Source organism: Streptomyces angustmyceticus (genome assembly GCF_019933235.1).
Classification (GTDB): Bacteria; Actinomycetota; Actinomycetes; order Streptomycetales; family Streptomycetaceae; genus Streptomyces; species Streptomyces angustmyceticus.
This window is the reverse complement of the sequence record NZ_CP082945.1, coordinates 7,777,562-7,803,444: the sequence shown is the minus strand read 5'-3', so window position 1 is coordinate 7,803,444 and position 25,883 is coordinate 7,777,562. Positions and strand designations below refer to the sequence as shown.

Annotated in this window: 11 protein-coding genes and 1 pseudogene; 10 read left to right on the top strand and 2 right to left on the bottom strand. The window is 69.8% G+C overall.

Annotated elements, in window-relative coordinates:
- Window positions 1-7: 7 nt before the first annotated feature.
- Complete coding sequence (locus K7396_RS34130; protein ID WP_152105280.1) at window positions 8-988, bottom strand: AraC family transcriptional regulator; 981 nt, start codon at window positions 986-988, stop codon at window positions 8-10.
- Between the two features lie 517 nt (window positions 989-1,505).
- Here K7396_RS34130 and K7396_RS34125 point away from each other — a divergent pair.
- The 6 genes and pseudogenes from K7396_RS34125 to K7396_RS34105 all read left to right on the top strand — a co-directional run bounded on the left by K7396_RS34125 (window position 1,506) and on the right by K7396_RS34105 (window position 7,945).
- Window positions 1,506-2,726 (top strand): styrene monooxygenase/indole monooxygenase family protein, encoded by a 1,221-nt coding sequence (locus K7396_RS34125; RefSeq protein ID WP_152105279.1) that lies wholly within the window; start codon window positions 1,506-1,508, stop codon window positions 2,724-2,726.
- Window positions 2,727-2,800: 74 nt separating this feature from the next.
- Window positions 2,801-4,015: pseudogene (locus K7396_RS34120) on the top strand (styrene monooxygenase/indole monooxygenase family protein); the annotation flags it as partial.
- Window positions 4,010-4,525: a flavin reductase family protein gene (locus K7396_RS36050; protein WP_373866981.1), complete on the top strand. Its 516-nt coding sequence runs from the start codon at window positions 4,010-4,012 to the stop codon at window positions 4,523-4,525. The pseudogene K7396_RS34120 and the gene K7396_RS36050, both read left to right, overlap by 6 nt.
- 171 nt (window positions 4,526-4,696) lie before the next feature.
- Entirely contained in the window at window positions 4,697-5,824 is a 1,128-nt protein-coding gene (locus tag K7396_RS34115; RefSeq protein ID WP_223660313.1) for an FAD-dependent monooxygenase, read from the top strand.
- Between the two features lie 41 nt (window positions 5,825-5,865).
- Window positions 5,866-6,810, top strand: a complete 945-nt coding sequence (locus K7396_RS34110) for a VOC family protein (protein WP_086721931.1) — start codon at window positions 5,866-5,868, stop codon at window positions 6,808-6,810.
- 157 nt (window positions 6,811-6,967) lie between these two features.
- Window positions 6,968-7,945 (top strand): helix-turn-helix transcriptional regulator, encoded by a 978-nt coding sequence (locus K7396_RS34105; RefSeq protein ID WP_086721932.1) that lies wholly within the window; start codon window positions 6,968-6,970, stop codon window positions 7,943-7,945.
- Between the two features lie 49 nt (window positions 7,946-7,994).
- Here the strand turns inward: K7396_RS34105 and K7396_RS34100 are convergent, their stop codons facing one another.
- Window positions 7,995-8,621: a helix-turn-helix domain-containing protein gene (locus K7396_RS34100; RefSeq protein ID WP_086721933.1), complete on the bottom strand. Its 627-nt coding sequence runs from the start codon at window positions 8,619-8,621 to the stop codon at window positions 7,995-7,997.
- 87 nt (window positions 8,622-8,708) lie between these two features.
- Between K7396_RS34100 and K7396_RS34095 the strand changes: the two genes are divergently transcribed.
- The 4 genes from K7396_RS34095 to K7396_RS34075 all read left to right on the top strand — a co-directional run bounded on the left by K7396_RS34095 (window position 8,709) and on the right by K7396_RS34075 (window position 25,878).
- The gene (locus tag K7396_RS34095; protein ID WP_086721934.1) at window positions 8,709-9,335 is read left to right on the top strand and encodes an SAM-dependent methyltransferase; all 627 of its coding nucleotides are present in this window, start codon (window positions 8,709-8,711) and stop codon (window positions 9,333-9,335) included.
- 772 nt (window positions 9,336-10,107) lie between these two features.
- Window positions 10,108-14,394 carry a type I polyketide synthase gene (locus tag K7396_RS34085; RefSeq protein ID WP_223660312.1) on the top strand — a complete coding sequence of 1,429 codons (4,287 nt, stop codon included), beginning with the start codon at window positions 10,108-10,110 and terminating at the stop codon, window positions 14,392-14,394.
- A gap of 17 nt (window positions 14,395-14,411) precedes the next feature.
- Entirely contained in the window at window positions 14,412-19,856 is a 5,445-nt protein-coding gene (locus K7396_RS34080) for a type I polyketide synthase (protein WP_223660311.1), read from the top strand.
- A 4-nt stretch (window positions 19,857-19,860) separates the two neighbouring features.
- Window positions 19,861-25,878 (top strand): type I polyketide synthase, encoded by a 6,018-nt coding sequence (locus K7396_RS34075; RefSeq protein ID WP_086715992.1) that lies wholly within the window; start codon window positions 19,861-19,863, stop codon window positions 25,876-25,878.
- Window positions 25,879-25,883: the final 5 nt, after the last annotated feature.

Sequence of the window (25,883 nt, the reverse complement as noted above, 5' to 3'; positions counted from 1 at the left end):
CTCGCCACTACACCCGCAAGGTCTCCGACGGCGACTCCCCGAACTGCTGGCGGTACGCGAGGGAGAACCGGCCCGGGTGCAGGAAGCCCCAGCGGGAGGCGACGGCGGTGACGGTCGTGGCACCCGGGTCGGAGGCCAGGAGTTCCTTGCGTACGCGGTCCAGGCGGACGTCGCGGAGGTACGCGAGCGGGGTGGTGTCGAGGTGCCGGCGGAAGCCCTCCTGAAGGGCCCGTACGCCGACGCCGACGCATTCCGCGATCTCCGCGACCGTGAGCGGCTCGTCGGCGTGTCCCTCGATGACCTCCATGGCGCGGCGGACCGCGGGCGGCGCGACGCGCGGCTGCTCGCCGAGCAGCGCCGCGGTGTAGTTGCTGGGCTGGGCCATCAACAGCTGAGTCATGAGCAGTGATTCAAGCTGCTTTGTCACCAAGGGCTGGTTTGTCATCCCGCCGGGCCCCTCCGCTTCCCGGCGCATGAGGTCGACGACGTTGAGCCAGGACTTGGAGCCCGGGGTGGTGAGGTTCATGCCGAGGGAGAAGAGCAGCGGGCGGCGCACGGTGCGGCCGAGCAGACTGCCCAGGTGCGATTCCAGCGACGAGCGGTCGAACCACACGATCAGCTGCGGATTGCCGTCACCCCATCGCATGTCCAACTTTCCGGTCGGAGAGGGGACAGAAGCGAGTTCCGGGGAGGAAATGATCTCCTCGCGGCCGCAGGCGATTTCGGCGTAACCGGCGAGCGGGATCTGGACGAGGAAGAAGCTCTCCAGGTCGCCCGGTGTAATCCGGACTTCCGTTCCGTAATCGAGGTAATAGAGACCTGTCCGGTCGAAGGGTGTGCCGTGCAGCCGGGCGTCGAGCGTCGCGGAACGCCGTGTGATGCGCAGCTCATGCGGACAGAAGGCGCGGCCGACCTCGGCCCGCGCCTCCCATATGTCCGCTGTATGGAACAGCTGGTGATTTGCCAGGGGGGAATTTTCAGCGGGCATGTAAACCTCCACCGCCGATATGCGCGATCGGGACAGCGACCCGCGTGATCCGGATAGCGCAGGCGATCTTGCCATATCAAGATTGATCCCCGACCGCCGCGGACCCGAGAGATCCTGGGAATCAACAATGCAGGGAGTGCCGGGCCGGACTGCGCTCACCAGAGGCACAGTCACGCCCAGCGGATGGCCCGTCGTGGCTGCGCCGCGCTTATTACGCGCGACCGGTGCGGCGACGGCCGCCAAGGCCGTACCCCGGCACGCCGCGGCATCCTTGCCTCCGCTGCTCCGACCCGCCGACTCGGCCGGGTCCCTCTAGCCGGCCGGGTCACCCGGGGCCTTCCCCCGGCCCTACGGGTGCCCCGGCCCCGGGCGGCTGCCCGCCATCCCCCCTCGGCGGGCGGCCGCCCCCCATCCCCGTTCACTCGGTGACTCCCCCACCTGCCGGAACGCTGCCCAGCGCACGGCACCGCACGGCACCGCTCGAAAACGCACACCTCAACACCCGGAGATCCCCCTCATGCGCAAGATCACCATCGTGGGAGCCGGCCAGGCCGGCCTCCAGCTCGGCATCGGCCTGGTCGACCACGGTTTCGACGTCACCCTCGTGTCCAACCGCACGGGGGACCAGATCCGCGAGGGCCGGGTCATGTCCAGCCAGGCCATGTTCGGCACCGCGCTGGCCCACGAGCGCAACCTCGGTCTCGACTTCTGGGGCAACGCCTGCCCGTCGATCGACGGTCTCGGCGTGAGCATCGCCGACGGCCAGGGCGGCCGGGCGCTCTCCTTCGGCGCCCGCCTCGAGGCCACCGCCCGCTCCATCGACCAGCGCGTCAAGATGCCGCTCTGGATGGGCGAGTTCGCGCGCCGCGGCGGCCGTCTGGAACTCCGCGAGGCCGGCATCGAGGACCTGGAGCGCTACGCCGCCGAGTCCGACCTGGTGATCGTCGCGGCCGGCAAGGGCGAGATCGCCGGACTGTTCGAGCGGGACGCCATGCGCTCCCCGTACGACGCTCCGCAGCGCGCGCTGGCTCTGGCGTACGTCACGGGCATGGCGGCGCTGCCCGACCGCCCCGGCGTCAGCTTCAACGTCATCCCGGGTGTGGGCGAGTACTTCACCATGCCCAGCCTCACCACCACCGGCCCCTGCGACATCATGTTCTTCGAGGGCATCCCGGGCGGCCCGCTCGACTGCTTCGACGGGCTCACCCCGCACGAGCAGCTGGCGAAGTTCCAGGAGCTGCTGCGGACGTACGTGCCGTGGGAGGCCGAGCGCTGCGCCGATGTCGCGCTCACCGACGCCAATGGCACCCTCGCGGGCCGTTTCGCGCCGACCGTCCGCAAGCCCGTCGCCACGCTGCCCTCCGGCGCGCAGGTGCTCGGCCTCGCCGACGTCGTCGTCCTGAACGACCCGATCACCGGCCAGGGGTCCAACAACGCCTCGAAGTGCGCGGCCTCCTACCTGGCCACCATCCTGGACCACGGCGAGCACCCGTACGACGCCGCGTTCATGGAGCTGGCCTTCGGCCGCTTCTGGGACAACGCGCAGTCCGCCACGGTCTGGACCAACGCGATGCTCGGTGCCCCGCCGCAGCACGTCCTGGAGCTCTTCGGCGCGGCCGGCGCCAACCCCCGTATCGCCGCCCGCTTCGTCAACGGCTTCGACGACCCGCGCGACCTGTTCCACTGGTTCATGGACCCGGTCGCCGCGAAGAACTACCTGACGGAGACCGGCGCCTGAGCGACTGCCGAGACCAAGCAGCAAACTGACGCAACGTCAGCGATAGTTCCGCAACGAGAGCAGGACAGCAGGGCATGAGAAGGATCGCGGTGGTCGGAGCCGGGCAGGCGGGTGCCCAACTCGCCCTGGGACTCCAGGCACACGGCTATGACGTCACCTTGGTCACCGACCGTGACCCCGACGAGATACGCCGCGGCCCGGTCATGTCCAGTCAGTGCATGTTCGACACCGCGCTCCAGAGCGAGCGCGAACTCGGCCTGCACCACTGGGAGGATCAGGCCCCGGACATCTCCGGCATCGCGTTCTCTCTCATCGGTCCGCACGGCACTCCGGACGTCTCCTGGCGCGCGCCGCTGGAGGGCCCTGCACACTCCGTCGACCAGCGGGTCAAGTGCGCCGCCTGGATCGAGCAGTTCGCGGACGGCGGCCGCGGCGAGATCGTGCTGCACGAGGCGGGCGTCAACGACCTCGAATGGTATGCCCGCACGCACGATCTCGTCGTGGTCTCCACGGGGAAGGGCGAGCTGAGCCGGCTCTTCCCGCGCAACTCCGAACTCTCCCCGTACGACCGGCCGCGCCGGGTGCTGGCCCTGACGTACGTCACGGGAGCGGCACCGCGGGAGGGGGAGGACGCCGTCCACTACCGCCTGATCCCCGGCGTCGGCGAATTCTTCTCCTTCCCGGCCCTCACCACCACCGGCCCCTGCGACATCATGGTCTTCGAGGGTGTCCCCGGCGGTCCGATGGACTGCTGGGACGACATCCGCACGCCGGAAGGCCATCTCACCCGCTCACTGGAGATCCTCCACCGGTTCTTCCCCGACGCCTACGCGCGCTACCGGCACGCCCGGCTCACCGACCACGGCGGCGTGTTGCGCGGCAGGGTCACACCGACCGTCCGGCACCCCGTCGCCCGCCTGGCCTCCGGCAGGCACGTCCTCGGCATGGCCGACGCCGTCGTCCTCAACGATCCGATCACCGGCCAGGGCTCGAACAACGCGGCCCAGGCCGCGACCCACTACCTCGACAGCATCCTCCGCCACGGCACCGCCGAATTCACCCCGCAGTGGATGCAGCGCACCTTCGACAACTTCTGGCGCGGCTGGGCCCAGTGGGCCGTCGGCTGGACCAACTCCCTCCTGGCGGAACTGAGTCCGCACCACCGCGACCTGCTGGCCGCGGCCGCCGAGGTCCCCTCCGTCGCCGGCGCCCTCGCCGCCGGATTCGACGACCCGCGCACCCTCTACCGCTGGTGGTTCGAGGAGGCCGAGGCGCACCGCTTCCTGGCCGAGAAGCGCGCCCAGCACGCCGCCCGTTTCGACGGCCGCGAGCTGCGCCGCGCGCTGGGCCAGTACGCCACCGGCGTGACCGTGGTGACGGCCCGCGCCCCCGACGGCCGCAGCGTCGGCATGACCGCGAACTCCTTCACCTCCGTCTCGATGGACCCGCCCCTCGTCCTGTGGTGTCCCGGCAAGAACAGCCCGAGCCTCCCGGACTTCACCGACGCCTCGCACTTCGCCGTCCACGTACTGGCCGCCGACCAGCACCACCTCTCCCGCCAGTTCGCCACCCCGGCCGACGACAAGTTCCGCGGAACCCCCACCACCCCCGGCATCGCCGGCACGCCCCTCCTGGACGGCGCGGTCGCCCGCTTCCAGTGCCGCACCGTCCAACGCCTCGACGCCGGCGACCACATCATCTTCCTCGGCGAGGTCGAACAGTACGACGCCGACGGCGGGGCCCCTCTGGTGTTCCACTCGGGGTACTACCACGTGGCGACGAAGCATCCCGATCTGTGAACGGACAGGCGGTGCCATGACTGTCCTGTGGCTGTCCTAAGGCACCGGACTCCTCCTCCAGGATCCCCGGTAGCCGATTGCGGAGAGCGGATGATCGCCGCCTGATTCGGATAGAGCGGGGCGCCGGTGGCGCTTACGGTTCCGGAGACATCAGGTGCTCTGGAGGCGTACATGAACAGCTGTCGCGGTGCGCGTACGGCCGTGATCGTGGGCGCGGGCGTCGCTGGTCTGACGGCGGCCACTGCCCTGGCAGGCGCGGGATGGCAGGTGGAGATCGCCGAGCTCAGCCCGTCGGGGGCGACCTCCGGCTGGGGGTTGTGCCTGACCGGTCCTGCGCTGCGTGCGCTGGCCGTGCTGGGGCTCGCGGACGGCTGTCTGGCCGAGGGCTACGGCATGAGCGTGATCACGCACGTGGACGTGGACGGCGAACCCGCGGGCCGGGACCGGCTGCCGCGCCTGATCGGCGCCGGGCGACCGGCGATGGCCGGCATAGCGCGCCCCGTACTGCACCGCATCCTGCACGCGGAGGCCGAGCGGCGCGGCGTGATCGTGCGACAGGGAGTGACCGTCACGGCGGTGGATCAGGACGGGGAACTGGTCCGCGTGCAGTTGTCGGACGGGACCGTCCGGCAGGTCGCGCTGTTGGTGGGCGCGGACGGGATCCGCTCATCGGTGCGGAGCCTGCTGGGTCTGGAAACCTCGCTCGATTTTCACGGGCAGATGGTCTGGCGGGCTCTGGTACCCCGCCCGCAGTGGGCCACCGGGATCCACCACTTCGCCGGGAAGGCCCACTCGGCGGGCCTCGTGCCCGTCTCGGTCAGCCAGGCGTACGTGTTCGTGACGGAGAACGGCGTGAAGCAGAGCGTTCTGCCCGAAGGCGAGCTCGTCCCGCGCCTGCGGCAGATACTGGAAGGCTTCCCGGGCCGGGTGGCGGAGATCCGCTCCCTGGTGTCCGTGCCCACGTCGGTGGTGCGCCGCCCGGTGCTGACCGCGTTCCTGGAGGGCGCCTGGAACCGGGGCAACGGCGTCGTCATCGGTGACGCCGCGCACGCGCCCGCGCCGCAGATGGCCAGCGGCGCGGCACTGGCCATCGAGGACGGGCTCGTGCTGGCCGAGGAACTCGGGCGGCACAGGGCGGTCGGGGCCGGGCTGGAGGCGTTCGTGGGACGGCGCAGGCAGCGGTGCCGCACGCTCGTGGAGACCTCGGTGGCGATCGCGGGCCTGGAACGCGCGCAGCGCCATCGCGAAACGTATCCGCTGACGGATGCCGGCCACCGGCTCATGGCCGCTCCCGCGTGAGCCTCCGGCACGACCTGACCCACACGACAAGGGAGTTCATCATGAGCAACAGCGGCGGTCTGATCACTCACCTGCGGCACATCGATGTCGCCATGCCGAACTTCGCCGAGCAGCGGCAGTTCTACACCGATTTGTGGGGGCTGACGGAGACCGCGGGTGACACCGGTGTCTCGTTCCTGGCGGCCGAAGGCTCCCCGGAGCAGTACGTGGTGCGCCTGCGCGAGGACACCCACAAGCGCACCGACCTGATCGCCTTCGGCGCTGCCGGCGCAGGCGATGTCGACATCCTGGCCGGACAGCTGATCGGCCAGGGCGTGCGGCTGGTCCACGAGCCGAAGCCGTTGGACACACCCGGGGGCGGTTACGCGGTCCGGTTCTTCGACAACGAGGGCCGCGTGGTGGAGGTCTCCGCCGGCGTCGCCGCGCGCCGGCACCGCAGGATCGAGGCCCGCGAGCCGGTTCCCGTGCGCCTCTCCCACGTTCTGATGAACTCCCCCACCCCCGAGGCCACGGTTGCCTGGTACATCAGACACCTGGGGTTCAGGCTCTCGGACACCATGTGCCTCGGCGGCCGCGGCGAGATCATCTGGTTCCTGCGGTGCAACACCTTCCACCACAGCTTCGGCATCGTGCGCGGGCCGCACGCGGCCTTCCACCACGCCTCCTTCGAGATGCGCGGAATCGACGAGTTCATGCGCGGCACCGGCCGCATGGGGCGCATGGGCATCGAGCGACTGTGGGGGCCGGGGCGGCACCGCGCCGGTGACAACTGCTTCAGCTACTTCCTCGACCGGGCCGGCAACACCGTCGAGTACACCACCGAACTGGCACTCCTGGACGAGGACACCTGGCACCCCCACCTCTACGACCTGCGCGACCCCGCCAACGGGGATGAGTGGGGCACGGCCGACGAGCGGGACGAGTTCATCGCCGCCAAGTCCCACAACGACGTGGACCCGGGGTTGTTCGCCGCCCCACCGATGTGAGCGCGCCCGTCCGAAGAGCGCACAGAGCAACGGGCTGAAGGGGCGATCACCGCTCAGCGGGCAGATCCCCATGGCTGAGACACTGGCGACGGACTCGGCCCGCCCGCCGCTTCCGCTCCGCAGCGCCGCGGCGGGCGCACCAAGGGAGGGGAACGCCATGCCGGAGGAGCCGCTGCGCACCTACCTCATCAGCAGATCCCGGAACCCCGTCGACCTGCTGAACGCCGCCACTCTGCTCTTCGGCGGCTCCATCGCCACCTCGCCGCTGGACGGCCTGTGCAGTGGCGATCACGAACTGCGCGGCGTGGCCGCCGACGACTTCGCGGTGGGCTACTTCGCCTCGCCGCTCGATGTGCGCGTCGCCTCTGCCGAGGGCCGCCGGTCCTACTTCGTCAACCTCGGCGTCTCCGGCGCGATCTCGGCAGCGCGCGGCAGCCTGCGGGCGACCTTGGACAAGTCGACGGCCGGCGTCGTCAACCCCGGAGAGTCGCAGGAGCTGCGGCCCGTGCGTGCCCGCGGGACACGGTTCCTGGGGCTGCGCCTCGACGCCGCCCTGGTCGACCAGGAGTTCAGTGCGTTGACCGGGCACCCGCCACTGTCCCCCATACGTTTCGACTTCGCCCTGGACCTTGACACGTCCAAGGGCCGGGCGGTGCGGCTACTGGTCCGTTCCCTCCTCGAACAGCTGGACTCGGAAGACCCCCTCTTCCAGCGCCCGGACGTGCAGCGCGGCCAGCTGCGGTCGCTCGTCACCGCCCTGCTCCTGGCCCAGCCGCACTCGCACACGGACGAGCTGCGCGGCGGTCCGCCACCCGGCCGGCCGCGCGCTGTCCGTGCAGCCCTCGCGTTCATCGAGGCGAACCTCACCGAGCACATCAGCCTCGGTGACCTCTCTCGGGCCGCCCACTGCAGCCCTCGCACCCTCAGCTCGGCGTTCCGCGACCGGCTCGGCGTCTCTCCCCTGTCCTACGTCCGCAACCTGCGCCTCGACCGGATCCGTGCGGACATCCTCACCACCACCGACCCCGTTGGCACGATCGCCTACCGATGGGGCATCTCCCACCTCGGCCGCTTCGCGAGCACGTACCGCGACCGCTTCGCCGAACTCCCCTCCGACACCGCGGCCCGAAGGTAACCGCCGTCCCTCCAAACGGAGTTCACCGCTGCCTCCCCGACTGATCGGGTCAACCCTGATCGGGTCGCCCCTGATCCGGTCGAGCCTGACCGGGCCGATGAGGGTCGGTGTGTACGTGCGCACGCAGCCCCTGCAGGCCGAACAGGATGAGAAGCTCCACCGCGCCGCCGTCGGCGCTCCCCAGCCAGTGGGGCAGGGACGTGTCGAACTCGGCTGCCTCACCGGGCGGCAGCGTCAGGTCGCGCTCGCCGGTCACGAGCCGCAGGCGGCCGTTGAGCACGTAGAGCCATTCCGAGCCCTCGTGGGTCTGCGGGGTCGGTTCGAGTGGTTCCGGCCGGGCCGGGATGATCATCTTGAACGCGTGCACCCCGCCCGGTCGCCGGGACAGCGGCACGAAGGTCATCCCGAACCGCCGGATCGGCTTGAGGTGTATCCGGGGATCGCCCGTGCGCGGAGCGCCGACGAGGTCGTCCAGCGGAACGTCGTAGGTACGGGCCAGCGGCAGCAGCAACTCCAGGCTCGGCCGGCGCTGCCCGCTCTCCAGCCGGGACAGGGTGCTCTCCGATACGCCCGTCGTCGCCGCGAGGCCGGCGAGGGTGATGCCGCGGTCACGGCGCAGCGCACGAAGGCGCGGCCCCACCGCGTCCAGCACCTCGTCGTCCGTCTGGCGGTCCATCAGGCCATCTTGCCGTAACCGCAAGATTTCGTGCCAGGTCGTGGAGTGCCCGGCAAAACTGAGCGCATCCCGACACAAGGAGTCTTGATGAACACCACCGATGCGATCGCGTTCTGGGACGGCGTCTACGCGGCCCGACCGGCAGCCGGCGGCCCGCAGCCGAATGCCCGCCTCACCGAGACGGGGGCCGGCCTGCCGCGCGGTGACGCGTTGGATCTCGGATGCGGCAACGGCGGCGACGCGCTGTGGCTCGCCCGCCAGGGGTGGCGGGTCACCGCCGTCGACATCTCGGCCGTAGCGGTCGAGCGGCTCGCGGCCCTCGTCCGCTCACACGGCCTGGACGACCGGGTCACCACCGTACGGACCGACCTGCACACGTCCTTCCCGCCCGGCGAATTCGACCTGGTCAGCGCCCACTACCTCCACACCCCCTTCGATCTGGACCGGGCAACCGTGCTGCGCTCGGCCGCGCACGCGCTGCGCCCGGGCGGGCGGCTGCTGGTCGTCGATCACGGCTCGACCGCGCCGTGGTCGTGGAACCAGGAGCCCGACGTCCGCTACCCGAGCTCGCGGGAAGTCGCCGCGGGTATCGGCCTGGCGCCGCAGACCTGGACCGTTGAGCGGGCCGACGCGCCCCGCCGGATCGCGACCGGACCGGACGGGCGCACCGCCGAGGTCACCGACCACGTCCTCGTCATCCGCCGCGCCGCCTGACACGGCGGCCGGCACCCGCCCCGACAAGGAAGGAGACCACGAGGAGACCGGCCGGCACGCGGACCACGCGGGCATCCTCCGCGAGCTCATCGACGGCGCGACCGGCCGCTGATCCGCCTTCTCCACCATGGCCGAGGGGCCGGCCCGCTACGCCGAGGAGTGCGGGCCGGCTCCGTGATGGCTACGCCGCGGCGCGCGTTCGGCCAGGGCGCGCCCGAGCAGCGCGGCGGACCGCCCAGGGGCCTCACCGGGGCCGGGCACGGCGGCCCGGTGGCAGCCCTGGGCCGGCCAGTCCCAGGGCAGAACCGTCAAAGTTGATGATGGCAAGCCGCCATAGCCGTTGCTACTTTAAGGAAATCAAGCACCTGCAAAGAGCTGCGGGAGCGATGAACCCCCCATACGGTCGATCATTCGAGAATGAACCTGACGCTGGAGTCACTTCCTGGAAGCCTGGGTGCTATGCGAAAGACTGGCCTGACCAGCAAGGCCGGGTTCAAGCCCGACTGTTGATGAAGATTGAGATATGAAGTCGTTGCGGTGAGACGGGGGTCGCTCAGCGAATTCGGTGTTCCCTCACAGTCGCGCTGCCCTGTCGCGCCTTGACCGCATGTATCCGCGAACACCGTACCGAAGGCACCGTCCTCGCAGACAAGTCCATGACTCCGCGCCGGATGCCCGGTCGTCATACGGGTCATGTTGAAGGTGCCATCACTACGGATTCCCTCGCCCTGCGATGCCGGGGTGAAATCAATGTTTTCGATGAGGTGCTCAGGTGAATCAGGAGAATTTTCCCAGCCCGGCCGAGGACCGCTCCGCCATGCGACGCTTCCCGGATCTCAACTCCGTAATCGACCTGGTTCGCACCCAAGTGGCTCAGGTGCTCGTTTATCTGCAGCCCGACATGGTCAAGGTGGACCAGTCCTTCAAGGACGCCGGCTTCGACTCGATCGCCGCCGTCCAGCTGTGCAACCGGCTGAATGACGTCACGGGCCTCTCGTTGCCGGACACCCTGGTGTTCGACCACCCCACCCCGCTGGCTCTGGCCGAACACCTCTTCACGCTGCTCGGCGAGGAAGCAACCACGGAAACTCCGGCCGAGTCGCACTCGCTCCAGGAAATTCCCGCGCGAGATGGCAAGGCATCGGATGATGATCACATCGCCATCGTGGGGATGGCATGCCGCTACCCCGGGGGAGTGCGGTCACCCGAGGATCTATGGGACCTGATATCCGCCGGCAAGGACGCCACCACGGAATTCCCTGCCGATCGTGGGTGGGACATAGCCACTCTCTACAACGAGGACCCCGATCACTCGGGAACCAGCTACACCAAGCGGGGAGGTTTCCTGGAGGGGGCGGCAGAATTCGATGCGCGCTTCTTCGGCATTTCACCGCATGAGGCGTTGGCGATGGACCCGCAGCAGCGATTGCTGCTGGAAACTTCCTGGGAAGCGATCGAGTCGGCCGGAGTGGACCCGCGTTCGCTCCGTGGCACAAGTACCGGTGTGTTCGCCGGGCTGATGTATCACGACTATGCGTCGTCGGTCGACCAGGTCCCCGCAGAGCTCGAAGGACACTTGACCACGGGAAAATCCGGCGGAGTCCTGTCCGGCCGGGTGGCGTATGTGCTGGGGCTCGAAGGGCCCGCGGTGACGGTGGACACGGCGTGCTCGTCGTCGTTGGTGGCGCTGCACTGGGCAGTGCAGTCGCTGCGATCCGGCGACTGCTCCCTGGCATTGGCCGGCGGCGTCACCGTCATGGCCAACCCGGCGACGTTCGTGGAATTCAGCCGGCAGCGGGGGCTGTCCGCGGATGGCCGGTGCCGTTCGTACGCCAGTGGCGCTGACGGGACCGGGTTTGCCGAGGGCGTGGGCGTGTTGGTGGTGGAGCGGTTGTCCGACGCGGTACGAAACGGACATCGCGTGCTCGCCGTGGTACGGGGCTCCGCCGTGAACCAGGACGGCGCCTCGAACGGGCTCACCGCACCCAGCGGGCGCGCCCAGGAGCGGGTGGTGCGACAGGCATTGGCGGGTGCCGGGCTGGGACCAGGTGACGTCGATGTCGTGGAAGGGCACGGCACGGGGACGCGGCTGGGCGATCCGATCGAGGTCGGCGCCCTGGTCGAAACGTATGGCAAGCAGCGGTCCGGCACTCCGTTGCTGCTCGGGTCGGTCAAGTCGAACCTCGGCCACACCCAAGCCGCCGCCGGCGTCGCGGGGATCATCAAAATGGTCCAAGCAATGCGACACGGCGTGGTCCCGGCATCGCTGCACGTGGACACGCCCTCCCCGCACGTCCAGTGGGGCGAAGGCGTCGAACTCGCCACGGCCGCACAGCCATGGCCCGCATCCGACCGACCACGCCGGGCCGGCGTCTCGTCCTTCGGCGTCTCGGGCACCAACGCACACGTCATCATCGAACAGGCTCCACCGGAACAGCCCCCCACCCGCAAGACCGGCAGCGTGGTGCCTTGGGTCCTGTCCGGCCGCAGCGCGGACGCACTACGCGACCAGTCCGACCGCCTGCGCACCCACCTGGAAACCCACCCCGAACTCGACCCCGTCGACGTCGGATACACCCTCGCCACGGGACGGGCCCACTTCGAACACCGCGCCGTGGCCCTGAACGGGGACCTGACGACCTGGGTGGCCGAGGGGACGGCCGTTGCCCACCGTGAGGTCGTCTTCGTGTTCCCGGGACAGGGCGCGCAATGGGTCGGCATGGGGCAGGACCTCATGGAGTCCTCCCCAGGGTTCGCGACACTCATGACCGAGTGCGAGCAGGCGCTTGCCCCGTACGTGGACTGGTCCCTGTCCGACGTCCTCGGCGACGCCTCCATGCTGGAGCGGGTCGACGTCGTCCAGCCCGCCTCCTGGGCAGTGATGGTCTCCCTCGCAGGACTATGGCAGTCCATGGGCGTCACCCCCTCCGCAGTAGCCGGACACTCCCAGGGGGAAATCGCTGCGGCCTGTGTGGCGGGCGCACTCTCCCTGGACGACGGAGCCCGCATCGTCGCGCTGCGCAGTCAGCTCATCCGGGACAAACTCGCCGGCTCCGGCGCCATGGGATCGGTGTCCCTGCCGCTGGACGAAGTACGCGAACACCTCGCCGGTCTGGAGGGGCTATCGGTCGCCGCTGTCAACGGCCCACGGTCAGTGGTCATCTCCGGCGACGTCAACGCCGTCGAGGACTTCGTCACCGCACGGACCAATGAGGGAATCCACGCCCGCATGGTCGCCGTCGACTACGCCTCCCACTCCGCCCACGTCGACAGCATCGAACAAGAACTCACCACCTCCCTCACAGGACTCCAGCCCTCATCCTCCCGCATCCCCTTCTACTCAACAGTCACCGGCGAACCCATCGACACCACAGAACTGAACGCCGACTACTGGGTCCGCAACCTCCGACAAACCGTCCGCTTCGAAGAGACCACCCGACGCCTCCTCGACGACGGACGCGACGTATTCATCGAAGTCAGCGCCCACCCCGTCCTGAACATGGGCCTCCAGGACACCTTCGACAACCACACCAACTCCCCCACCGTCGCACTCGCCACCCTCCGACGCGACGACGGAGGCATGAACCGCTTCCTCACCTCACTCGGCGAAGCCCACGTCCACGGCGTCGACATCGACTGGAACGCCACCTTCACCCACCACACAACCCAACGCATCGCACTCCCCACCTACCCCTTCCAACACGACCACTACTGGCTCGAAAACAGGAGTCGTAGGCCGGACGTCGACGCTGCGGGACAGGAAGCGATCAACCACATCCTGGCAAACGCGCTGGTGGAACTGGCGCAGGCGGATGGTCTTCTCCTCACGGGCTGCTTCTCCGAGAGCACTCACCCCTGGATTGCCGACCACATAGTCGGCGGCGTCATGGTCTTGCCCGCATCGGCGTTGCTGGAATTGGTGTTCCGGGCGGGCGCGGAAGTCGGGGCGGACCATATCGAGGAACTGACCCTGGAGGCGCCGCTGGTCTTCCGCGAGGGCGCCAGGGCCAAGTTCCAGGTTGCCGTGGCAGCGCCGGACGCGGATGGCAGGCGAGCGGTCAGCGTGCATTCCCAGAGCGGATCGGGCTGGGTACGGCACGCGGTCGGCTCCATGATGAGGTCGTCCGCGCGGGACGCTGGCCCCTCCACCGCAGCCGAGGAGTGGCCGCCGAGGGGTGCCACCGCTCTCGATCTGAGCGGTGCCTATGAGGACTTGGTCGAGCGCGGATACGACTACGGTCCGGCATTCCGGTGCCTTCGCGCAGCATGGCGCAACGACCAGGACGTATTCGCCGAAGTCGCACTGGCCGGACCAGAAGCCGGCGGTTCCGGCTCCTTTCTCCTGCACCCGGCACTGCTCGACGCGCTCCTTCAGTCTCTGCTGGTCGCTGACCTGAATGAGGAAGCGCGACAGATTCGGATGCCCTTTTCCTGGACGGGGGTGTCGTTGTACGAAACGGGAGCCTCCGTACTGCGGTGCAGGATCTCAAGGCGGCAGCCGGACACTCTGTCACTGAGCATTACGCAGACCACGGGCCGCCCCGTGGCATCGGTGGAGTCCTTGGTGCTGCGGCCGATATCCGCCGAGAAGCTCGGAGCTGCCGAGCCCGTCCGGAGGGTGCGCGCTCAGCAGGCGAAAGAGCCGGCCGACGCATCCCTCCGGCACCGGTTGGCCAGCCTTTCCACCAACGCAAAGATCCGCGCTCTGGTGGACCTTGTCCGCACGAACGCCGCTGCCGTCCTGGGATACCAGGAGGACTCGGGCGAGATCGGTGCCAGGACGGCATTCACCGAACTCGGCCTCGGTTCCATGGAGGCCGTGCAGCTGCGCAACAAGCTGAACGCGGCTACGGGCCTGCGGCTACCGACCACGTTCGCCTTCGAGTACTCGACGGCTGAGGCGATGGCGCGGAAACTGTGCGACGAGCTGTTTCCGAGTCCTCCCCCGTCCACGGAGCCTGAAAGCGCGCCGGATGAACCTGTGGCAGCCGGTGCTGATGCTGACTCAGCTGATCTCGCCGCACTCATCGAGATGGCACACCAAGTCGGCGATATCTGAGTCACGAGCCTGGGGTAATGATGTCTGAACAGCAGCTCATCAACGCACTACGCGCCTCTGTGAAGGAAAGCGAACGACTACGACAACGAAATCGCGAACTCACCGAAAGCAGCCGTGAGCCGGTGGCGGTCGTGGGAATGGCATGCCATTACCCCGGCGGGGTTTCCAACCCTGCTGACTTGTGGAACCTGGTGATCTCGGAACGGGACGCGGTGTCCGGTTTCCCGGAGGACCGAGGCTGGGACGTCGACGCACTCTTCGACCCCGACAGCGAAAAAGCAGGGTCGAGCTACACCCGGCACGGGGGGTTCTTGGAGAATTCCAAGAACTTCGACCCGGAGTTCTTCGGCATCTCTCCGCGTGAGGCGTTGGCGATGGACCCGCAGCAGCGATTGCTGCTGGAAACGTCCTGGGAAGCCCTGGAAGACGCAGGGATCGACCCCTTCACACTGCGGGAAAGTGACACCAGCCTCTTCATCGGGTCCAACGGGCAGGACTACGCCTCCAGGCTGAGGCGCTACCCCGCCGCGCTGGAAGCACAGTTGGGAACGGGGAGCGCCGCCAGTGTGCTGTCCGGCCGGGTGGCCTATGCACTGGGCTTCGAGGGTCCCGCGGTGACGGTGGACACGGCGTGTTCGTCGTCGTTGGTGGCGCTGCACTGGGCAGTGCAGTCGCTGCGCACCGGTGAGACCTCCCTGGCCTTGGCAGGCGGTGTCACCGTGATGTCCTCTCCCTCACGGTTCGTGGAGTTCAGCCGGCAGCGCGGCCTCGCCCCGGACGGCAGGTGCAAGTCCTTCGCCGCGGCGGCCGACGGCACCGGGTTCGCCGAGGGCGTGGGTGTGTTGGTGGTGGAGCGGTTGTCCGACGCGGTGCGGAACGGGCACCGAGTGCTCGCCGTGGTGCGGGGCTCCGCCGTGAACCAGGACGGCGCCTCGAACGGGCTGACGGCACCGAGCGGACGCGCCCAGGAGCGGGTGGTGCGACAGGCATTGGCGGGTGCCGGGCTGGGACCAGGTGACGTCGATGTCGTGGAAGGGCACGGCACGGGGACGCGGCTGGGCGATCCGATCGAGGTCGGCGCCCTGGTCGAAACGTATGGCAAGCAGCGCTCCGGCACTCCGTTGCTGCTCGGGTCGGTCAAGTCGAACCTCGGCCACACCCAAGCCGCCGCCGGCGTCGCGGGGATCATCAAAATGGTCCAAGCAATGCGACACGGCGTGGTCCCGGCATCGCTGCACGTGGACACGCCCTCCCCGCACGTCCAGTGGGGCGAAGGCGTCGAACTCGCCACGGCCGCACAGCCATGGCCCGCATCCGACCGACCACGCCGGGCCGGCGTCTCGTCCTTCGGCGTCTCGGGCACCAACGCACACGTCATCATCGAACAGGCTCCACCGGAACAGCCCCCCACCCGCAAGACCGGCAGCGTGGTGCCTTGGGTCCTGTCCGGCCGCAGCGCGGACGCACTACGCGACCAGTCCGACCGCCTGCGCACCCACCTGGAAACCCACCCCGAACTCGACCCCGTCGACGTCGGATACACCCTCGCCACGGGACGGGCCCACTTCGAACACCGCGCCGTGGCCCTGAACGGGGACCTGACGACCTGGGTGGCCGAGGGGACGGCCGTTGCCCACCGTGAGGTCGTCTTCGTGTTCCCGGGACAGGGCGCGCAATGGGTCGGCATGGGGCAGGACCTCATGGAGTCCTCCCCAGGGTTCGCGACACTCATGACCGAGTGCGAGCAGGCGCTTGCCCCGTACGTGGACTGGTCCCTGTCCGACGTCCTCGGCGACGCCTCCATGCTGGAGCGGGTCGACGTCGTCCAGCCCGCCTCCTGGGCAGTGATGGTCTCCCTCGCAGGACTATGGCAGTCCATGGGCGTCACCCCCTCCGCAGTAGCCGGACACTCCCAGGGGGAAATCGCTGCGGCCTGTGTGGCGGGCGCACTCTCCCTGGACGACGGAGCCCGCATCGTCGCGCTGCGCAGTCAGCTCATCCGGGACAAACTCGCCGGCTCCGGCGCCATGGGATCGGTGTCCCTGCCGCTGGACGAAGTACGCGAACACCTCGCCGGTCTGGAGGGGCTATCGGTCGCCGCTGTCAACGGCCCACGGTCAGTGGTCATCTCCGGCGACGTCAACGCCGTCGAGGACTTCGTCACCGCACGGACCAATGAGGGAATCCACGCCCGCATGGTCGCCGTCGACTACGCCTCCCACTCCGCCCACGTCGACAGCATCGAACAAGAACTCACCACCTCCCTCACAGGACTCCAGCCCTCATCCTCCCGCATCCCCTTCTACTCAACAGTCACCGGCGAACCCATCGACACCACAGAACTGAACGCCGACTACTGGGTCCGCAACCTCCGACAAACCGTCCGCTTCGAAGAGACCACCCGACGCCTCCTCGACGACGGACGCGACGTATTCATCGAAGTCAGCGCCCACCCCGTCCTGAACATGGGCCTCCAGGACACCTTCGACAACCACACCAACTCCCCCACCGTCGCACTCGCCACCCTCCGACGCGACGACGGAGGCATGAACCGCTTCCTCACCTCACTCGGCGAAGCCCACGTCCACGGCGTCGACATCGACTGGAACGCCACCTTCACCCACCACACAACCCAACGCATCGCACTCCCCACCTACCCCTTCCAACACGACCACTACTGGCTAGAGAACGCGTCCGTGAAGGACGCTTCGACAGCCCATCCGCTGCTGACCGGTCTCGTCCCGCTGGCGCAGCCCGAAGGCGGCCTGGTGTTTTCCGGGACCCTGTCGGGAAGTGAGCATTCCTGGCTCAACGACCACGCCGTGCTGGGAACCGTGCTGCTGCCGGGGACCGCGTTCGTCGAGATGGCGCTCTTCGTGGCAGAGGAGGCCGGCTGCGACCGGATCGAAGAGCTGGCCTTCGAGACGCCGCTCGTGCTGCCCGAGGGCAAGGAGGTGGACATCCAGTTCGTGGTCGGCGCGCCCGGCGACGACGCGCGGCGCTCGGTCAGCTTGCATTCGCGCCGCGCCGACCTCGGGCAGGGCTGGACGCGGCACGCGGTCGGAACGTTGTCGGCCGGTGCGGAGAACGTCGCCGTCGACAACGCCGCGTGGCCGCCTCCCGGCTCGGAGCAGGTCGACATCTCGGGGTTGTACGAACGGCTGGCGGCTGACGACTTCCACTACGGTTCCGCGTTCCAGGGGCTGCGGTCGGTGTGGAGAAACGGCGACGCCGTCCTGGCCGAGGTGGAGCTCCCCGAGCAGTGCCTCCCGGAGGCGGACGCGTACCAGTCGCACCCGGCCCTGCTCGACGCGGCGGTCCAGGCGGCGGTGGCAGGCGGACTGCTGCACACGGGCTCGGATTCCGGCCAGATCATGCTGCCCTTCTCGTGGAACGGCGTCTCGCTGTACGCGACCGGCACCACCTCACTACGCGTCCAGCTGACCGCGCAGGGCGCCGACGCCGTGGCGCTGGTGGCGCGGGATGCGGCCGGGCGGCCCGTCCTGTCGGTGGAATCGCTGCTGGTACGGAAGGCACCCGCCAAGCAGCTCGACCTCCTGAAGTCCGCCGGAGAACACTCCCTGTTCCATCTGGAGTGGACGAAGCTCGGTGCCCGTGAGCAGGCGCAGGACACCGGCCCCTGGGTCGTCGTCGGCGCCGTGGAACCGCAGTCCGGCTCTCTGGTGGACGCCGGGGTGGCAGACCGCTCCTACGAGAGCTTCGAGGACCTGGCCGAGCACATCGGCGCCGGCGTTTCCGCACCGGCCGTCGTGGTGGTCCCGGTGCCGCTGCGGGATCCCGACGAAGCGGTGGCCGTGCGCGCCGCCGTACTGCACACGCTGGGCATCCTGCAGACCTGGCTGTCCGACGATCGGTTCGCCGGTGCCAGGCTGGTGCTCCTCACCGGCCGGACGCCGGCTCTCTCGGCCGCCGGCGTGTGGGGGCTGGTGCGCTCCGCCCAGTCCGAGCACGGTGACCGGATCGTCGTGATCGAGGCGGACGACACCCACGAGGCGTGCAAGCAGCTGCCCGCCGCGCTGGCATCCCGCGAGCCGCAGGTGGCGGTGCGCCAGGGTGAGCTGTACGTACCGAGGCTGGCCAGGACGAGTGGGGGCGGCCGGCCGACCGGCCGGGCGTGGAACCCGGACGGAACCGTGCTGATCACCGGTGGTACCGGTGTGCTGGGCGCTGAGCTCGCACGCCACCTGGTGACCGAGTCCGGCGTCCGGCACCTGCTTCTCCTGAGCCGTGGCGGGCCGCGCGCGGAAGGCGCCGACGAGCTGACGGCGGAGTTGCGGGAGCTGGGTGCCGAGGCAACCATCGTGGCCTGCGACGCGGCGGACAAGGAAGCGTTGGCCGAGGTGCTGGCGGCGGTGCCCGGAGCGCATCCGCTGACCGCTGTCGTACACGCCGCCGGTGTCCTCGATGACGCGCTGATCACGGACATGACTCCCGCGCAGGTGTCGGCGGTGCTGGCCCCCAAGGTGGACGCGGCGCTCCATCTGCATCTGCTCACGCAGGGGCTCGACCTGTCGGACTTCATCGTCTTCTCCTCCGCGTCAGCGGTGTTCGGCGGACCGGGGCAGGGCAATTACGCCGCCGCCAACGCGGTGCTGGATGCGCTGGTACTGCGCCGGCGGGCGGAGGGGCTGCCCGGGATCGCCCTGGCCTGGGGATTCTGGTCCCAGCGCACCGGCATGACCGCACACCTCGGTGACGCCGACGTACGGCGGATGGAACGTGCGGGCGTCACGGAGCTGTCCACCGAGGAGGGTCTGGCCCTGTTCGACCTCGCGCGGGCGTGGGACGTGCCGGCGGTGGTGCCGATGAAGTTGAACCTCTCGTCGCTGCGTGCCCAGGCGGGACACCTCGGCGTGCCTTCCGTACTCCAGGGCCTGGTACGGGTGCCCACGCGCCGCACAGCGGCCGAGCCCGACCAGCGCTGGTCGGCGGCACGGTTGGCGGCGCTGCCCGAATCCGAGCGGGCGCCGGCACTGCACGAACTCGTCAGGGCGGAGGTGGCCGCCGTCCTGGGTCACGACGATGCGGCGGCGATCGATCCGGAGCGGGCTTTCATGGACCTGGGTTTCGATTCGCTGACCGCCGTGGAGCTGCGCAACCGCTTGATCACCGCGACCGGGCTCCGGCTGCCGACCACTGTGGTGTTCACCTACGCGACAACGGCGGCGCTCTCCGAGCACCTGCTCGCCGGAATCCTCGAGAGTCAGGCCGGCCCGACGCGGGACGGGCTGGACGAAGTCGAGGCCGAGCTGCGGCGCACACCCCCCGGTGACGCCCGGCACGAAGCCCTGGTCCGCCGCCTGAGGGAACTGGCCGCGACCTGGCTGCCCGAACAATCCGCCGAAGCCGACGCCGACCTGGACGTGTCGACCATCGACGAGATACTCGATCTCGCCGAGGGCGAACTCGAAGGTCTCGCAGCAGGCGAGGAGGGGAAGTAAGCCGATGGCTGACGACAAGAAGATCCTCGACACGCTGAAGCGGCTGACCACCGACCTCCGGCAGACCCGCCGCCGGCTCAAGGAGGTCGAGGACGCCCAGCACGAGCCGGTGGCCATCGTGGGAATGGCGTGCCGCTACCCCGGCGGTGTGCAGAACCCTCAAGACCTCTGGAAGCTGCTCATGTCGGGCGGGGACGCCGTCTCCGCGTTCCCCGACGACCGTGGGTGGGACCTGGACCGGCTGTTCAGTTCCGAGGACGTGGCCGGCACGTCGTACACCGCCGAGGGCGGATTCCTGGCCGGTGCGGGCGACTTCGACGCGGAGATGTTCGGCATCTCGCCGCGGGAGGCGTTGTCGGTCGATCCGCAGCAACGGTTGCTGCTGGAGGCGTCCTGGGAAGCCATCGAAGACGCCGGGATCGATCCCCTCACACTGCGCGGAAGCAGCACCGGCGTGTACGCCGGAGTGATGTACCACGATTACGGTTCCGGGGTGGCCACGCTGCCCGAGGAAATCGAGGGGTATCTCGGCATCGGCACGGCGGGCAGTGTGGCCTCTGGCCGGGTGGCGTATGTGCTGGGGCTCGAAGGGCCGGCGGTGACGGTGGACACGGCGTGTTCGTCGTCGTTGGTGGCGCTGCACTGGGCGGTGCAGTCGCTGCGGTCCGGCGAGTGCTCCCTGGCGTTGGCGGGCGGCGTCACCGTCATGGCCAACCCGCGCATCTTCGTGGAGTTCAGCCGGCAGCGCGGCCTCGCCCAGGACGGCAGGTGCAAGTCCTTCGCCGCGGCGGCCGACGGCACCGGCTGGAGCGAGGGTGTGGGTGTGCTGGTGGTGGAGCGGTTGTCCGACGCGGTGCGGAACGGACATCGCGTGCTCGCCGTGGTGCGGGGCTCCGCCGTGAACCAGGACGGCGCCTCGAACGGGCTGACGGCACCGAGCGGACGCGCCCAGGAGCGGGTGGTACGACAGGCATTGGCGGGTGCCGGGCTGGGACCAGGTGACGTCGATGTCGTGGAAGGCCACGGCACGGGGACACGGCTGGGCGATCCGATCGAGGTCGGCGCCCTGGTCGAAACGTACGGCAAGCAGCGCTCCGGCACCCCACTGCTGCTCGGGTCCGTGAAGTCCAACCTCGGCCACACCCAAGCCGCCGCCGGCGTCGCAGGGATCATCAAAATGGTCCAAGCAATGCGACACGGCGTGGTCCCGGCATCGCTGCACGTGGACACGCCCTCCCCGCACGTCCAGTGGGGCGAAGGCGTCGAACTCGCCACGGCCGCACAGCCATGGCCCGCATCCGACCGACCACGCCGGGCCGGCGTCTCGTCCTTCGGCGTATCGGGCACCAACGCACACGTCATCATCGAGCAAGCTCCACCGGAACAGCCCCCCACCCGCAAGACCGGCAGCGTGGTGCCCTGGGTCCTGTCCGGCCGCAGCGCGGACGCACTACGCGACCAGACCGACCGCCTGCGCACCCACCTGGAAACCCACCCCGAACTCGACCCCGTCGACGTCGGATACACCCTCGCCACGGGACGGGCCCACTTCGAACACCGGGCCATGGTCGTGGGTGAGACCCGGGACGATTTGCTGGCGGCGCTCAGCGCTGCCAAGAGCACGCGTGTGCAAGCCGGGCGGACGGCGTTCCTGTTTCCCGGGCAGGGCAGCCAGCGGCTGGGGGCAGGAAGGCAGCTCGCGGAGGAATTCCCCGTGTTCGCGGAGGCGTTGGACGCGGTCTTCGCGGCTTTCGACCCCCACCTGGACGTCCCGTTGCGTGAGGTGATGTTCGCGGCACCCGACTCGGAGCCGGCGCGGCTCCTCGATGAGACCGGTTACACCCAGCCGGCGTTGTTCGCGCTCTCCGTGGCCCTTTTCCGGCTGGTCGAGTCGTGGGGCCTCAAGCCTGACTTCCTGCTGGGGCATTCGATCGGTGAACTGGCTGCCGTCCATGTCGCCAGATGCCTTTCGCTTCCGGACGCGTGCGCGCTGGTGGCGGCTCGTGGGCGGCTCATGCAGGCTCTCCCCCGGGGCGGGGCGATGGTTGCCCTCCAGGCGTCCGAGGACCAGGTCGCTCCGTTCGTGGCCGAGGCCGGCGGCCAGGTGTCCATCGCCGCGATCAACGGGCCGTCTTCCGTGGTGATCTCCGGTGACGAGCGGTCGGTGCTCGACATCAAGGAAGAGTTCGAGCGCCGTGGCTGCAAGACCAAGCGGTTGCGTGTCTCCCACGCCTTCCACTCGGCTCATATGGACGACATGGCCGACGCGTTTCGACGCGTGGCCGCCGGCATGACGTTCCACGCCCCCAGGATCCCGGTGATCTCGGATGTGACGGGGCTCCTTGCCACTGCCGATCAGCTGTCCTCTCCGGACTACTGGGCCCGGCACGTGCGGGAAGCCGTGCGCTTCCACGACGGCATGCGCCAACTCGCCTCCCAGGGCGTGCGCGCCTTCCTGGAGCTGGGCGCGAGCGGGGCGCTGTCCGGAATGGGGCAGGACTGCCTGTACGACGTCGAGGGAACGGTGTTCGCCCCCACGCTGCGTACGGACCGGCCGGAGTCCCGGAGCCTCGTGACCGCGGCCGCCCGGCTGCACACCCATGGTGTGCACGTCGACTGGCCCGCCTTCTGGGACGGCACGGGCGCGCGCGGGCAGGCACTGCCGACCTATGCCTTCCAGCACCGGCGCTACTGGCTGGCCGACACGCCCGGCGCGCCAGGGGGTGCCGACGAGCTCGGTCACGCCCTGCTCACCCACTCGGTACAGCTCGCCGATGCCCCGGACACGCTGGTGTTCCGCGGCAGCCTGTCGCTGCGCACGCACACCTGGCTGGCCGATCACCTCGTCCACGGCACGGCCCTGCTGCCCGGGACGGCCTTCGTCGATCTCCTGCTGTACGTGGGCGACCAGGTCGGGAGCCCCACGGTCGAGGAGCTGACCCTTGAAACACCGCTGACACTGCGCGAGCAGGACCAGGTCGAACTGCAGGTGTCCCTCGGGCCCGAGGAGGCCGGGCGGCGGGAAGTGCGGGTGTACGGCAGTACCGAGCACGGCGTCTGGGCGCGCCACGCCAGTGGTGTCCTGACACCCGCCGTCGAGGCCGGGACCGAGGAACTCACGCAGTGGCCGCCGGCCTCTGCGACCGCGGTCGACCTGAGCGGCTTCTACGACCGGCTCGCCGACGACGGGTTCGACTACGGTCCGGCGTTCCGCGGACTGCGCGCGGCCTGGCGGCACGGTGACGACCTGTTCGCCGAGGTCGCGCTGCCCGAGGAGCGCCACGACGAGACCGGCTCCTTCGGGCTGCATCCGGCCCTGTTCGACGCGGCGCTGCACATCGCGAGCGGGGACGGGGGGCTGCCGTTCGCCTGGACGGGGGTGTCGCTGTTCGCCACGGGCGCCCGGGCGTTGCGCGTACGGTTGCGCCGCACGGGACCGGCATCCGTGTCGGTGCTGGTGGCCGATTCCTCCGGGCGGGCGGTGGCGGCGGCGGAGTCCCTGACGGCCCGGCCTGTCCCGACGCTGTCCAGCGGCCACGCGAACGCGCTGTTCCAGGTGGACCTGGTGCCGGAGCAGGTCACGGCGGCCCCGGTGTCCTGTGTGCGGCTGGGCACCGGTGAACTGCCCATCGGGGCACGCTCGTTGCCCGATCTGGACGCGCTGGTCGCGGAGATCGGGTCCGGGCTCGCGGTGCCGGAGGTGGCCGTCGTCGAGGTATCGCGGGCGGACTCCGCTCGGACGGCGCTGGCCAAGACGCTGGCTCTCCTCCAGGCGTGGCCGGCCGACGAGCGGCTCGCCGCCACCCGCCTGGTGTTCCTCACCCGGAGCGCGGACGACGGGTCCGGCCTCGCCGCGGCCGCGGTCCAGGGCCTGGTGCGTTCGGCCCAGTCGGAGAACCCCGGCAGGTTCGGCCTGGTCGACGTGGACGAGCACGGGGCCTCCGTCACCGCGGTTCCGGCGGCGCTGGCCTCGGCCGAGCCGCAGCTGATGATCCGGGCCGGTGTGGCGCACGCGCGCCGGCTGGCCAGGGCAGGGCGGGACCTCGGGCAGGCGACTGCCTGGGACCGTGACGGCACGACGCTGATCACCGGCGGCAACGGGGCGCTGGCCAGGCTGCTGGCCAGGCACCTCGTAGTCGAGCACGGCATGCGCCACCTGCTGCTCGTCAGCAGAAGCGAACCGGACCGCGCGCTCGGTGAGCAGTTGTCCGCGCTCGGCGCCCACGTCGTCCAGGTGCGTTGCGACGTGGCCGATTCCGCGGCGCTTGCGGCGGTGATCCGGGCTGTGCCCGAGCACCAGCCGCTCACCGCCGTCGTGCACACCGCGGGGGTGCTGGCCGACGCGGTCGTCCCGGCGCTGACCGAAGAGCACCTCGGCCGTGTCCTGCGCCCCAAGGTGGACGGCGCCCTCCACCTCCACGAGCTGACCCGGGACCTCGATCTGTCCGCGTTCGTGATGTTCTCCTCGGCCGCGGGCGTCTTCGGCGGACCGGGCCAGGGCAGCTACGCGGCCGCCAACGCGATGCTGGACGCCCTGGCGGAGCAGCGCCACGCCTCCGGTCTTCCGGCGCTCTCGCTCGCCTGGGGGCCGTGGGAACAGAGCGGTGCGATGACCCGGGACCTCGCGGACGTCGACCTTCGCCGGATGATCCGGTCCGGTGTGCGGCCGCTGTCCAACGAGGAGGGTCTCGCGCTGTTCGACGCGGCACGGGCGGCGGGCAAACCGGTGCTGGTGCCGATCCGGCTGGACCTCGCCACCGTGCGGCGCGCCGATGACACCGACGTCCTGGCGCCCGCCCTGCTGAAGGGGCTGGTCCCCCGTGGGCGCCGGGCCGTCGCGGCCGACGCGGCCGGCGCGGGGCCGTCCCTGTCCGACCAGCTGGCCGGAAGGCCCTCTGACCAGCAGGACCTGGTGCTGCTGGACCTGCTGCGCACCCACATCCGCACGGTTCTGGGACACGGCCCCACGCACGAGGTCCCGGCCGACCGCGAGTTCCTCGAGCTGGGCTTCGATTCGCTGACCACCGTCGAACTGCGGAACGGCCTGGCTGCGGCAACCGGGTTGCGTCTCGCGCCGGCGGCGCTGTTCGACCACTCCACACCGAGGGCACTCGCCCGGCACCTGCGCAATGAACTCACCGAGCGGGCGCCCGCCCCCGAGGCGTCAGATGACCTGATGGGCACGCTGCTGCGGCAGGCCGCCGATACCCGCAGGGCAGGCGCGTTCCTGGCACTGCTCACCGAGATGTCGCAGTTCCGGCCCGCCTTCGACACCGGCGTGGTGAGCAGGCCGGTCCGGCTCGGCGAAGGCGGCCGTGGGCCTGCCCTGGTCTGCGTGCCCTCGATGCTGGCCGTCTCCGGGCCGCACCAGTACGCCCGCTTGGCCGCTCCGTTCCGTGGGGAGCGCGAGGTGTGGGCGCTGCCCCTGCCCGGCTTCGGCCGCGGTGAGCAGGTGCCGGCGACTCAGCGGGCCGTGCTGGAAGCACTGGCCTCGGGGCTCGGCGCGGCCGGCCTCACGGAGCCGTTCGTGCTGTTCGGTCATTCCACCGGCGGCATTCTGGCGCACGCGCTGGCCGCACACCTGGAGGCACAGGGGACGCCGGCGGCCGGGGTGGTCCTGGCGGACGTGCTCGATCTGTCCGGCGGTGACGACCAGGACGCCATCGCCCCCGCGTTGATGGCGGCGATCCTGGAGCGCGACAACGTGCAGGTGCCGGTCGACGACACCCGCCTGACCGCGATGGGCGCGTATCTGCGGCTGTTCCAAGGCTGGAAGCCCACCGTCGTCGACACGCCCACCTTGTTCCTGCGGGCATCGGAACCGATGGCTCAGGAGACGGAGGCGGACGGACGTCAGTGGCGGACCTCCTGGCCCTTGGAGCACGTCGCGCTGGATGCTCCCGGCAACCACTTCACGATGCTGGAACAGCACAGCGACAGCGCAGCCGGCCTCGTCGAGGACTGGCTTCGAGAACCTTCTTCCCGGGCGAACAAAACTGATCGACACAGCACTAAGCGGTGATCCCA